This window comes from Stenotrophomonas sp. MYb238, assembly GCF_009496535.1.
Lineage (GTDB): Bacteria > Pseudomonadota > Gammaproteobacteria > Xanthomonadales > Xanthomonadaceae > Stenotrophomonas.
The window spans coordinates 98,404-110,591 of record NZ_WIDL01000010.1; the positions used below are offsets into that span (position 1 = coordinate 98,404).

Annotated in this window: 9 protein-coding genes; 1 reads left to right on the forward strand and 8 read right to left on the reverse strand. The window is 69.6% G+C overall.

Annotated elements, in window-relative coordinates; translation table 11 throughout:
• Positions 1-7 precede the first annotated feature (7 nt).
• From CQ393_RS08845 to CQ393_RS08880, 8 genes are all read right to left on the reverse strand, one after another.
• Positions 8-1,225, reverse strand: coding sequence for an FtsX-like permease family protein (locus CQ393_RS08845; protein ID WP_153191187.1), 1,218 nt, complete (start codon positions 1,223-1,225; stop codon positions 8-10).
• A gap of 13 nt (positions 1,226-1,238) precedes the next feature.
• Positions 1,239-2,552, reverse strand: coding sequence for an ABC transporter permease (locus CQ393_RS08850; protein ID WP_153191188.1), 1,314 nt, complete (start codon positions 2,550-2,552; stop codon positions 1,239-1,241).
• A gap of 169 nt (positions 2,553-2,721) precedes the next feature.
• Positions 2,722-3,945 carry an FtsX-like permease family protein gene (locus CQ393_RS08855; RefSeq protein ID WP_153191189.1) on the reverse strand — a complete coding sequence of 408 codons (1,224 nt, stop codon included), beginning with the start codon at positions 3,943-3,945 and terminating at the stop codon, positions 2,722-2,724.
• Between the two features lie 95 nt (positions 3,946-4,040).
• Complete coding sequence (locus tag CQ393_RS08860) at positions 4,041-5,345, reverse strand: ABC transporter permease (RefSeq protein WP_153191190.1); 1,305 nt, start codon at positions 5,343-5,345, stop codon at positions 4,041-4,043.
• A gap of 20 nt (positions 5,346-5,365) precedes the next feature.
• Positions 5,366-6,583, reverse strand: coding sequence for an FtsX-like permease family protein (locus CQ393_RS08865; RefSeq protein ID WP_153191191.1), 1,218 nt, complete (start codon positions 6,581-6,583; stop codon positions 5,366-5,368).
• A gap of 8 nt (positions 6,584-6,591) precedes the next feature.
• Entirely contained in the window at positions 6,592-7,914 is a 1,323-nt protein-coding gene (locus CQ393_RS08870; RefSeq protein WP_153191220.1) for an ABC transporter permease, read from the reverse strand.
• A gap of 18 nt (positions 7,915-7,932) precedes the next feature.
• On the reverse strand, positions 7,933-8,655 hold the full coding sequence (locus CQ393_RS08875) for an ABC transporter ATP-binding protein (protein WP_153191192.1): 723 nt from the start codon (positions 8,653-8,655) through the stop codon (positions 7,933-7,935).
• 175 nt (positions 8,656-8,830) lie between these two features.
• Positions 8,831-10,099: an efflux RND transporter periplasmic adaptor subunit gene (locus CQ393_RS08880; protein WP_153191193.1), complete on the reverse strand. Its 1,269-nt coding sequence runs from the start codon at positions 10,097-10,099 to the stop codon at positions 8,831-8,833.
• A gap of 218 nt (positions 10,100-10,317) precedes the next feature.
• Between CQ393_RS08880 and glmS the strand changes: the two genes are divergently transcribed.
• Complete coding sequence (gene glmS / locus CQ393_RS08885; protein WP_153191194.1) at positions 10,318-12,150, forward strand: glutamine--fructose-6-phosphate transaminase (isomerizing); 1,833 nt, start codon at positions 10,318-10,320, stop codon at positions 12,148-12,150.
• Positions 12,151-12,188 lie beyond the last annotated feature (38 nt).

The following is a 12,188-nucleotide window of genomic DNA, read 5'->3' on the forward strand; positions in this document are numbered from 1 at the left end:
TGCGCCTTCAGGCGCTGCGGGTGGCGACGGCCGGCGGGATCGCGGCCGCGCGCCGCGCCGGGCCGAATACGGCGATCTGGCCCAGCAGCCACAGCAGCAGCGCGCTGGCCGGGAGGTAGGCCAGCGGCAGGCGCGGCAGCTCGTACTGGCGCATCAGGGTCAGGTTCAGGGCATAGGCCAGCAGCACGCCGAGCACGATGCCGGTGGTGGTGAGCAGCAGGTTTTCCACCTGGAAGTAGCGCAGGATCTGCGCGCGGGTGGCGCCGAGCGCGCGGCGGATGCCGATCTGGCGGGTGCGCTGCTGCACCCAGAAGCTGGCCAGGCCGACGATGCCGAAGGCGGTCACCGCCAGCAGCGCCACGCAGACGCTCACCAGCAGCCAGATCACCGCGCGGTCGCGGCTGTAGAAGTCGCGGCGCATCGCGCTCACCGTGTTCTGCTGGTCGACGATGCGGTTCGGATCGGCGCGGACGAGCGCGGCCACGGCGGCCTTGAGCACTTCGTCGCGGCGCTCCGGGTCGGTGCGCAGCACGTAGCTGCCGTTGGACACCCACAGCGGGAAGATCATGGTGTGGAAACTGTCCTCGAAGGTACGGCCGCGTCCCGGCGCGATCAGCCGGTCGACCACGCCGACCACGCGGCTGGGCTGGTCGCCCCAGACGTAGATGTCCTGGCCGACCGCGCTCCTGCCCGGGAACAGCCGCGCGGCCAGCGGGCGGCTGAGCAGCACCGCGGGTACCTGCGGCGGGGTGCCGTCGGCTTCCAGCGCGTCATGGTCCTGGTATTCGTCGGGGTTGAAGCCGCGGCCCTCGACCACGCGCAGGCCCAGGGTGGGCAGCAGCCGGCCATCGTCCATGTAGTTGGACGCGGTGACCACGGCGTCGGCCTGGCCCGGGCGCAGGTTGATGCCCGACGCCCAGACGTTGTCGCCGTAGGGCAGCTGATTGACGCTGGTGACCGACTTGACCCCGGGTACCGCGGCCAGGGCGGCGGTGTCCTCGCGCCGCATCGCGTCGCGGTTGCGGTCCGGCTGCAGGCTGCTGGCGCTGATGTAGACCAGCTCGTCCTCGGCGATGCCGCTGTCGCGGCGCATCTCGTCGGTGCGGTAGCCGATGACGAAGACCGCGTTGCAGATGATCGCGCAGCTCAGCGCGATCTCCAGCACGATCAGCGCCGCGGCGGTCCTGTGCCGCATCAGGACGGAGAGGATGGGGCGGATTTCCATGGCATTTGTCTCCTTACTGGCTCTTGAGCTGCAATGCCGGCGGTACCTGCATCGCCCGCCAGGCCGGCAGCAGGCCGGCCAGCAGGCTGGCCAGCAGGGCCAGCGCGAAGGTCAGCAGCAGCGTGCCGATGTCCAGCTGCGCCAGGCGCGCATAGTCGTCCGGCTGCTGGCGGATCAGCCACAGCCCGAGCGCGGCGAAGCCGAGGCCGAGCAGGCCGCCGGCCAGGCCGATCGCGCCGGCCTCGGTCAGGCATTGCCGGAAGATGTCGCCGCGCGCGGCGCCGAGCGCACGGCGCACGCCGATCTCGCCGCTGCGGCGCAGGAACTTGGCCAGCAGCAGGCCGACGGTGTTGACTAGGCACACCAGCAGGAAGCCGAACGCCAGCCACATCTGCATGCGCACGTCGTTGGGCACCACGCGGTTGTAGTCGAGCCAGCCCATCACGTCGTCCAGGCGCACGTTGGTCGGGCGTTCGAAGCGGCCGGCGACGCGCTGCTGGTCCGAATAGTCGGCCAGGTACTTGCGGTAGTCGGCCGCCTGCTCCGGCGATTCCAGTTCCACCCAGTACTGCAGCCAGGTGCAGGGCGCGTTGAGGCCGCGCGCGCCTTCCGGGTCGCCGTTGCTGCTGCCCCAGCAGGTCATGCTGCCCTGGATGGGCAGGCGCATGTCGCGCGAGGTGGAGAACGGCAGGAACACCTGTTCGCCGCCGCCGAAGCGGCGGTTGCTCAGGTCGTAGAAGCGCGGGTTGAGATTCCATTCGTCCATCACCCCGATGACGCGCAGCGTGCCCTGCGTCAGGCGGATCTCGCGCCCGATCGGGTCGGCGTCGCCGAACAGCTTCCCGGCCAGCTTGGCGCCGATCACCGCCACGCGCGCGCGCGCCGCGTCGTCGTCCGCGTTCCAGGCATGCCCTGCGCGCAGCGGCGCGTCGAACATGGCGAAGAAATCGGCCGAGGCGTAGCGCGATTGCGCGCGGAACGGCTGCGCGGCGGTACCTTCGGGCAGGATCGTCACGGACCCGGCGCTCATCAGCGCCTGGCGCTTCCCGCGCTTCTGCCGCAGCAGTTCCTCGGCATCGAAGCGGGTCAGCTGCTCCATCGGTTCGGCGTCCAGGCTGGTATCGCGGCCGAGCGTGCGCGGCTCCAGCCGCGGGTAGAACAGGCGCGCGCTGCGGTCCGGGATCGGGTCGCCGGACAGCACCTTGTACAGCGTGAGCGTGGTCATCGCCGCGCCGATGCCGATGCCGATCGTCACCACCATCAGCGCGGTCAGCACCTTGTTGCGGCGGAAGCTGCGCAGTGCGAGCTGCAGGTAGTAGCCGAGCATGGGGGCTCCAGGATTTCCGTTTCCTTCTCCCCGCGGGACCGGCCTGCGGGGCGGAAGATGGCGCGAAGCGCCGGATGAGGGCGGGGAGCCGGGCCGGATCGGTTCCGGCGTACCCGCTCCCCGACCCCTCTCCCGGCGGGAGAGGGGGCTTTCAGGCAAGGGTCCGGGATCAGGTGCTGCGGGTGGCGACGGCCGGCGGGATCGCCGCGGCGCGGCGCGCCGGGCCGAACACCGCGAGCTGGCCCAGCAGCCACAGCGCGCCCGCGCCGACCGGCAGGTACAGCAGCGGCAGGCGCGGCAGTTCGTAGCGCCCCATCAGCCACTGGTTCAGCAGGTAGGCCAGCAGCATGCCGATGACGATGCCGATCGTGGCCAGCAGGAAGTTCTCGGTCAGGAAATAACGCAGGATCTGGCCCTTGGTCGCGCCGAGCGCGCGGCGGATGCCGATCTGCTTGGTGCGCTGCTGCACCCAGAAGCTGGCCAGGCCGACGATGCCCAGCGCGGTCACCAGCAGCAGCAGGCCGCTGACGATCAGCAGCAGGCCGATCATGTCGCGGTCGTTGGCAAAATACTTGGCGCGGCCTTCCTCGAAGGTCAGCTTGCGCCACACCAGGCGGTTGGGATCGTTCCTGTCCAGCGCGGCCAGCGCCTGCTCGAGCACCTCGGCGCGGCGCGACGGGTCGGCGACGCGGACCAGGTAGCGGCCGCCGTTGGAGAAGTTCATGCGGATCGGGAAGATCACCGAGAACGTGCGGTTGTTGCTCTGCATGTTCGGGCGCAGCAGGGTGTCGACCACGCCGACGATGGTCAGCGGGATGTTGGCCATGTACACGGTTTTGCCGACCGCGCCGCCTTGCGGGAACATCGCGTCGGCGGCCGGCTTGCTGACGATGATCGCCGAGCTCATGCCGCTGACGTCCTCGATCTCGCGCAGGGCATCGTTGCTCTTGTATTCGTCGGCGGTGAAGTCGCGGCCGGCGACCAGCTTCAGGCCCATGGTCGCCAGGGCGCCTTCGCTGACCATGTACTGGGTGGCGTTGAGGGTGGGCACTTCCTGTTCGGGGGTGAGCGAGAGCGAGGTGTTCCAGCTGCCGTTCTGGAACGGCAGCTGGTTGGTGATGGCCGCGCGCTCCACGCCGGGGATGGCGCGCAGCGTGGCCAGGTCCTCGGCGCTGCGCGCGTCGGCGTCGGTCTGCTGGCCGATGCCGCTCAGGGCGATCTCGATCAGGCGGTCGTCGTCGATGCCGCTGGCCAGGTTCAGGGTTTCCAGGCGCTGGGAGACGATGAACAGCGCGTTGCAGATGATGGCGCAGCTCAGCGCGATCTCCAGCACGATCAGCGCGGCCGCCATCTTGTGGCGCGCCAGCGTGGAGAGGATGGGGCGGATTTCCATGGGGTTCTCCGGAAGCGGAAATAAAAAACGAGGAGTGGGAAGTGAGCGGAGAGCCGGTTGTTTCGCCCGCTCCCACTCCTCCAGTTGTTCCAGCTTTATTGGCTCTTGAGCTGCAGCGCCGGCGTCACCTGCATCGCCCGCCACGCCGGCAGCATGCCGGCCAGCAGGCTGGCGGCGATGGCCATGGCGAAGGTGAGCAGCAGCATCGAGCCGTCCAGGTGCGCCAGCGACGCGTACTCGGCCGGGCGCTGGCGTACCGCCCACAACCCGCCGAGCGCGAACAGCAGGCCGAGCAGGCCGCCGGCCAGGCCGATCGTGCCGGCCTCGACCAGGCACTGCTTGAAGATCTCCATGCGGCTGGCGCCGAGCGCGCGGCGCACGCCGATCTCGCCGCTGCGGCGCAGGAACTTGGCCAGCAGCAGGCCGACGGTGTTGACCAGGCACACCAGCAGGAAGCCGAACGCCAGCCACATCTGCAGGCGCACGTCGCCGGGCACCACGCCGCGCTCGTCCAGCCATTGCATCACGTTGCGCAGGCGGGTATTGGCCGGGCGCTCGAAGCGACCGGCGGCGCGCTGCTGGTCGGAGTAGTTGTCCAGGTAGGCCTTGAACGCGGCGGCGTCGCCGGCCGAGTCCAGCTCCACCCAGTACTGCACCCAGGCGCAGGGCACGTTCAGTGCGGTCGCATCGTTGACGATCTCGCGGCCGAAGCAGTTCATGTTGCCGTTGCGGTCCAGCTGCAGGTCGCGCGAGGTGGAGAACGGCACGAACACCTCTTCCTGGCGGTCGTAGCGGCCGGAGAACAGGTCGTAGAACTGCGGGCGCGGCGACCAGGCGTCGAGCACGCCGACCACGCGCATGGGGTGGCCTTCGAACAGCACCTCGCGGCCGACGCTGTTGGCGCCCTTGAACAGCTTCTCGTTGAGCGTGCGGCTGATCACCGCCACCCGCGCGTGGCCGGTGTCCTCGGCGCCGCTCCAGCCCTGTCCGTACAGGAACGGCGTGTCGAACATCGGGAAGAAGTCGGCCGAGGTGTAGCGCGCGCCGACGCTGAAGGGCTTGAGCGCGTCGATGCGCGGATCGACGATGCCGCCGCCGCCGGTCATCATCGCCTGCCGCGGCGCCTTCTTCTGCCGCAGCAGTTCCTCGGCGTCGAAGCGGGTCAGCTGCCACTCCGGTTCCTCGCCGGGCTTGTAGCCGTCGCGGGTATAGGGGTCCAGCTGCACGTAGAACAGGCGGTCGCTCTTGTGCGGGATGGGATCGCCGGAAAGCACCTTGAACACGGTCAGGGTGGTCATCGCCGCGCCGATGCCCAGCGCGATGGCCAGGACCATCAGCGCGGTGAGCACCTTGTTGCGACGGAAGCTGCGCAGCGCCAGTTTGAAGTAGTAGGCGAACATGGTCGGATCCTTGCGGGCGGTCACTGACCGCGGGTGGCGACGATGGGCGGAACGGTGGCGGCGCGCAGCGCCGGGCCGATGACGGCGGCCTGGCCCAGCGCGAAAAGGGCGATCGCGCCGAGCGGCAGATAGAACAGCGGCAGCCGCGCGGTCTCGAAGTAATGCATCAGCAGCTGGTTGCCGGCGTAGGCCAGCAGCATGCCCAGCACGATGCCGGCGCCGCTCAGCAGCAGGTTCTCGGTCTGGAAATAGCCCACGACCTGGCGCCGGGTGGCGCCGAGCGCGCGGCGGATGCCGATCTGCTTGGTGCGCTGCTGCACCCAGAAGCTGGCCAGGCCGACGATGCCCAGCGCGGTGACCAGCAGCATCGCCAGGCAGACGCCCAGCAGCAGCCGGGTCATGGCGCGGTCCTGGGTGAAGTAGGCTTGGCGCAGTTCGCCCAGGGGGCGGCTGTACTCGCGGTTGAGGATCGCTTCGGGCACCAGCGTCGGCGCCGCGGCCACCGCGTTGCGGACGATGCCGGGCAGGTCGCGCGGATCGGCGCGCACCACGTAGGTGCCGCTCTGCGCGTCGGTGGTCACCGGCACGATCACCGACCACTGCGCCGCGACGATGCCGCCCTCGCTGCGACCGGGATTGGGCACGGCGAAGTGCTCGACGATGCCGGCCACGCTGAAGCGCGAACTGGCCATCCAGAACTCCTGGCCCAGCGGGTTCTCGCCGGGCCACAGGTGCTCGGCGAAATCGCGGGTGATCCACACCTGCGCGCTGGCCGGCAGGAAGTTGTCGATGGGCTGGTAGTCGGCGGCGTTGAAGGCGCGGCCCTGCACCGGTACCAGCTCCAGCGCCTGGATCGCGCCCGGGTCGAAGGTGTAGAAGTGCGGCACGCCGCCGAAACGCTTGCCCTCCTGATCCAGGGTGACGCCGGCGACGCCGGCGCGCTGCGCGAACGGCACGCTGTTGACCACGCCGGCGGCCTGCACGCCGGGCTGGCGGCGCAGCAGGTCCAGCCAGCGGCCGTTGATGTCGGCCGCGTTGCAGCCTTCGCAGTCGTTCAGCGACAGCGTGGCCAGCGCGGCTTCGTCCACGCCGCTGTCCAGGCCGACCAGGTCGATGCGCGCCATCGCCATGAACAGCGCGTTGCACAGCACCGCGCAGGCCAGGGCGATCTCCAGGGTGATCAGCAGCGCCGAGACGCGATGCCGCGTCAGGGTGGCCAGGATGGGTTTGATGTCCATGATCATGTTCACAGCGACTTGACCTGCAGTGCGGGGTCGATCCGGCTCGCGCGCAGCGCCGGCAGCAGGCCGGCGACGAGCGTGGTGGTCACGGCCAGGACGAAGGTGAGGGCCAGCATCGACAGGTCCAGGTGCACCATGTCGGCGTATTCCAGCGGTTGCTGGCGCACGTTCCACAGGCCCAGCAGGGTCAGGCCCAGACCGGCGATGCCGCCGGCCAGGCCGATCAGCGCGGCTTCGACCAGGCACTGCATGAACACCATCGAGCGGGTCGCGCCGAGCGCGCGCAGCACGCCGATCTCGCCGCTGCGGCGCAGGAACTTGGCCAGCAGCAGGCCGACGGTGTTGAACAGGCAGATGCCGAGGAAGGCCAGCGCCAGCCACGCCTGCAGGCGCGCGTCGCGCGGCACCGCGCCGTTGTAGTCCAGCCATTCCATCAGGCCGGGCAGGCGCGCGTTGCCGGTCTGGCGGATGCGGCCCAGCTCGTGCTGCTGGCGTACGTAGCCGTCCATGAACTGGCGGTAGGCGGCCACCTTGGCGCTGCTGTCCAGCTGCACCCACAGCTGCAGCCACACGCAGGGCGCGTTCTCCAGGTAACCCGGGCGCTCGGGCAGGCCCCAGCAGGTGAACTGGCGGAAATTGCCGGCGTTGATCTGCAGGCCGGTGAAGAACGGCACCATCACGTCCTCGGGTTTGGCGTAATACGACGCGGTATCGCCCTGGGAGAAACGGCCGCCGGCCACCGTGTAGAACTGCGGCGAGGGCCGCCACGGCGCCAGCACGCCGACGATGCGCACGTCGCTGCCGCGGATGCGCAGCATCCTGCCGGTGCTGTCCTGGCCGCCGAACAGGTGCTGGTTGAGGTCCCAGGAAATCACCGCCACGCGCGCGCGGCGCTCATCGTCCTCGGCCGACCAGCCGCTGCCCCAGGCCATAGGCACCTGGAACATCGGGAAGAAGTCGGCGGTGGTGGAAAGCATCGTGGTCATGCTCGCCGGCTCGCCGCTTTCCGGCGCCTGCAGCTTCACCGGGCTGTCCACCACCAGCGCCTGGCGGTCGGCCTTGGCGGCGCGCCACAGGTCCACGGCCGAGGTGTAGTCCAGCATGTCCGGCGGATTGGTGCGCGGCTCCGCGCCCGGCATCGCATCCAGCTGCGGGTAGTACAGGTGCTGGCTGCGGCCGGGCAGCGGGTCGCCGGAAAGCAGGTGGCGCACGGTCAGGGTCGTCATCGCCGCGCCGATGCCCATGGCGATGGACAGCACCATCAGCCCGGTGAGCACCGGCGTGCGGCGCAGACTGCGCAGGCCCTGTCCGAGGTAGTACGGGAGCAGCGACAGCATGTCCTTTCCTCAGTCCTGCGTGGCCGCTTCGGTGGCCGCCACGCCACGGCCCAGCGACGGATCGCGCAGCAGGTCGGTGGCCTGGCCGTCGACGATGTGCACGTTGCGCTGCGCGCGCGCGGCCAGTTCCGGATCGTGGGTCACCATGACGATGGTGGTGCCCTGGGAATTGATTTCCTCCAGCAGTTCCATGACGCCGCGCGCCATCTGCGTGTCCAGGTTGCCGGTCGGTTCGTCGGCCAGCAGCAGGCGCGGGCTGCCGGCCAGGGCGCGGGCGATGGCCGCGCGCTGCTGCTGGCCGCCGGACAGTTCGGCCGGGTAGTGCTTCATGCGCGAGCCCAGGCCGACGCTGCTCAGCGCCTTCTCGATGCGCTCGCGGCGCTCGGCCGACGGCATGCCGCGGTAGCGCAGCGGCACGTCGACGTTGTCGAACAGGTTCAGGTCGGGGATCAGGTTGAAGCCCTGGAAGATGAAGCCGATCTTCTGGTTGCGCAGGCGCGAGCGGGCGTCGTCGCCGAGGTGGCTGACGTCCTGGCCGTCGAGCAGGTACTGGCCGCTGGTGAAGGTCTCCAGCAGGCCGGCGATGTTGAGGAAGGTGGTCTTGCCCGAGCCCGACGGGCCGGTGACGGCGACGAACTCGCCCTCGCGCACATGCAGGTCGAGCGAACGCAACGCGTGGGTTTCGACCTGCTCGGTGCGGAAGACCTTGGAGACGGATTGCATCTGGAGCATGGGATGACCTCTGGGAAAGGAGAAACGGGAAGCGGGAAACAGGGAGCGGGGAATGCAGGATCAGGCGTGGCGGACAGGAAGCGTGGCGAAAGGGCGGGTGCCTGCTCTTGCAGGGGCCCGGACGACTGCAGTCACGTCCATTCCCCCTTCCCTGTTCCCCTTTCCCGGCTTTGCATCAATTGATGGAAACCCTTTCGGCATCGCCGAACAGGTCGGTACCGGAAACGACGACCTTCTCGCCCGGCTGCAGGCCGGAGACGATCTCGACCTCGCCCAGGCTGCTGACGCCGAACTGCACCGGGCGGCGGCTGGCGGTGCTGCCGTTGACCACCCAGGCGTAACGGCCGCCGGACTGCTCGACGAACGGACCGCGCTCGACCTTGATCACGTCCTTGCGGGTGTCGAGCAGGATGCGCGCGCTCATGCGCTGGCTCTGGCGCAGGCCCTCGGGCTGCTTGTCGGAGAAGCGGATGCGGGCCACGACCTCGCCGTTGACCACTTCCGGCGACACCGCCGAGATCTCGCCCGGGAACGGCTGGCCGGAACCGCTGGTGAGCTGGGACGGCATGCCGATCGCCAGGTCGCGGGCGAAGCTCTCCGGCACCTTGATCTCGATCTCGAAGCGCGACAGGTCGACCACGCCCAGGATCGGCGCGTTGGCCGCGACCTGGGTGTGCTGGGTGGCCTGCACCTGGCCGACCTGTCCGTCGAACGGCGCGCGCAGGGTCAGCGCGTCGACCTGGCGCTGCACTTCGTCCACCACCGCCTGCTGGCGGTTGGCGAGCAGGCGCTTGTTGCGCGCATCCAGGTCCGCGCCCTGGCTCTGCAGCGCGGCATCGCTCTTGGCGTGCTGCAGGGTGATCTCGGCCTTCTTCAGGTCGTCCTGCGCCTTGGCCAGGTTGACCTGCGGCACCGCGCCGCCGTCGAAACCGCGCTGGTAGCGCTCCAGGTCGCGCGCGGCGGCCTGGCGGTCGATCGCGGCCTGGTCGGTGACCTTGCTGGCGGTGGCGCGGGCCAGGGTGGCGTCGAGCGCGGCGCGGCCGGCCTCGGCTTCCAGGCCGGCCAGGGTGGCCTGTTCCTGCGCCAGCTTGCTGCGCAGTTCCGGGCTGTCGATCACCGCCAGCTCCTGGCCTTTCTTGACCACGTCGCCGGCCACCACCTTCAGGGTCACGGTGCCGGCGGAAATGGCGTACAGCACCGGGCTGTTGGCGGCGATCACGCGGCCGTCGGCGGCGATGTCGCGGACCAGGTCGCCGCGGCCGACCGTGGCGATGCGCAGGCGCGCGCCGTCGAACGAGCGCGAACCGCCGAGCCAGCCCTTGGCGACGAAACCGATGCCGGCCAGCACCACGACCGCGGCCACGGCCGGCCACAACCAGCGGCGCCACTGCGGCCGGGGGTGCTGGGAAAGGGTGTGGTCCTGTGCGGAGGTGTCGCGGATCATCGTCGGCATCGCTGGCGGAGTTGGTAACGATTAAGCAGGTGCCGTGCCAACTTTCAAGCCGATGAAAACAAAGGGATATTTTTCGTGGAATGGAGTGTCCGGGTGTCCGCGGACACCTGCGCGGACAGTGTCCGCGGGGGCGATGTCCGGCTGTTGTCCAGTGGATGTCCGAACCGGCTGACCTAGAATGTCCGTCTGTGATTCCAGACGGATGGACTATGTGCGGCATTGTGGGAGCGATCGCTGATCGCGACGTGGTACCGGTACTGATCGAAGGGCTGAAGCGGCTGGAATACCGGGGCTACGATTCCTCCGGCATCGCCGTGCTGGAAGACCGGGACATCCGCCGCGTGCGCCGCACCGGCCGCGTGGCCGAGATGGAGGGCGCCGCCGCCGCCGAAGGCTTCGCCGCCACGCTGGGCATCGGCCATACGCGCTGGGCCACCCATGGCGGCGTCACCGAATCCAACGCCCACCCGCACATCAGCCACGGCGTGGCGCTGGTGCACAACGGCATCATCGAGAACCACGAGGAACAGCGCGAGCGCCTGCGCGCGCTGGGCTACGCGTTCGAATCGCAGACCGACACCGAGGTCATCGCGCACCTGATCCACCATCACCTGCAGGCCGACCACGACGACCTGCTCGGCGCCCTGCAGCGTGCGGTGAAGGAACTGACCGGCGCCTACGCGCTGGCGGTGATCAGCCGCAAGGAGCCCGGGCGCATGGTGGTCGCGCGCATGGGCTGCCCGCTGCTGGTGGGCCTGGGCGAGGGCGAGAACTTCGTCGCCTCCGATGTCTCGGCGGTGATCTCGGCCACGCGCCGGGTGATGTTCCTGGAAGAGGGCGACACCGCCGAGCTGACCCGCGCCGGCGTGCGCGTGTTCGGCGCCGACGACGCGCCGGTGCGGCGCGAGGAACGCCTGTCCGACGTGTCGCTGGCCTCGCTGGAGCTCGGCCCGTACCGCCACTTCATGCAGAAGGAGATCCACGAGCAGCCGCGAGCGCTCGGCGACACCCTCGAGGCGGCGATCGACGCCGGCGGTTTCCCGGCCGCGCTGTTCGGCCGCGACGCCGGGGCGGTGCTGGCCGGCATCGAGGGTGTGCAGATCCTGGCCTGCGGCACCAGCTACTACGCCGGCCTCACCGCGCGCTACTGGATCGAGGCCATCGCCGGCCTGCCGTGCAGCGTGGAGATCGCCAGCGAGTACCGCTACCGCGCCGCCTACGCCAACCCGAAGCACTTGGTCGTCACCATCTCCCAGTCCGGCGAAACCCTGGACACGATGGAGGCGCTCAAGTACGCCAAGTCGCTGGGTCACGCGCACACGCTGTCGATCTGCAACGTGCCGGAAAGCGCGATTCCGCGCGCCAGCGAACTGGTCTGCTATACCCGCGCCGGCGCCGAGATCGGCGTGGCCTCGACCAAGGCCTTCACCACCCAGCTGGCGGCGCTGTTCCAGCTGGCGGTGGTGCTGGGCAAGCTGCATGGCCGCGTCGACGCCGCGCGGGAAGCGGACTACGTGGAGCAGCTGCGGCACCTGCCCGGCAGCGTGCAGCACGTGCTCAACCTGGAGCCGCAGATCATCGCCTGGGCCGAGCGTTTCGCCGGCAAGTCCAACGCGCTGTTCCTCGGCCGCGGCCTGCATTACCCGATCGCGCTGGAAGGCGCGCTCAAGCTCAAGGAAATCTCCTACATCCACGCCGAGGCCTACCCGGCCGGCGAGCTCAAGCACGGGCCGCTGGCACTGGTCGACGCGGAGATGCCGGTGGTGGTGATCGCGCCCAACGACAGCCTGCTGGAGAAGGTCAAATCCAACATGCAGGAAGTGCGCGCGCGCGGCGGCGAGCTGTTCGTGTTCGCCGACCAGGACAGCAACTTCACCGCCTCCGAGGGCGTGCACGTGATCCGCACCCCGCGCCACGCCGGCGTGCTCAGCCCGGTGGTGCACACCATCCCGGTGCAGCTGCTGGCCTACCACACCGCGCTGGCGCGCGGCACCGACGTGGACAAGCCGCGCAATCTGGCCAAGAGCGTCACCGTGGAATAAGCGCTGCGCACGGCACTGGAGAAAATGACGGCCGGGGC

Coding starts and splice junctions, on each gene's coding strand:
- CQ393_RS08865 (WP_153191191.1), bottom strand. CDS start 6,583: ATGGACATCAAACCCATCCTGGCCACCCTGACGCGGCATCGCGTCTCG.
- CQ393_RS08850 (WP_153191188.1), bottom strand. CDS start 2,552: ATGCTCGGCTACTACCTGCAGCTCGCACTGCGCAGCTTCCGCCGCAAC.
- CQ393_RS08875 (WP_153191192.1), bottom strand. CDS start 8,655: ATGCTCCAGATGCAATCCGTCTCCAAGGTCTTCCGCACCGAGCAGGTC.
- glmS (WP_153191194.1), top strand. CDS start 10,318: ATGTGCGGCATTGTGGGAGCGATCGCTGATCGCGACGTGGTACCGGTA.
- CQ393_RS08855 (WP_153191189.1), bottom strand. CDS start 3,945: ATGGAAATCCGCCCCATCCTCTCCACGCTGGCGCGCCACAAGATGGCG.
- CQ393_RS08880 (WP_153191193.1), bottom strand. CDS start 10,099: ATGATCCGCGACACCTCCGCACAGGACCACACCCTTTCCCAGCACCCC.
- CQ393_RS08860 (WP_153191190.1), bottom strand. CDS start 5,345: ATGTTCGCCTACTACTTCAAACTGGCGCTGCGCAGCTTCCGTCGCAAC.
- CQ393_RS08845 (WP_153191187.1), bottom strand. CDS start 1,225: ATGGAAATCCGCCCCATCCTCTCCGTCCTGATGCGGCACAGGACCGCC.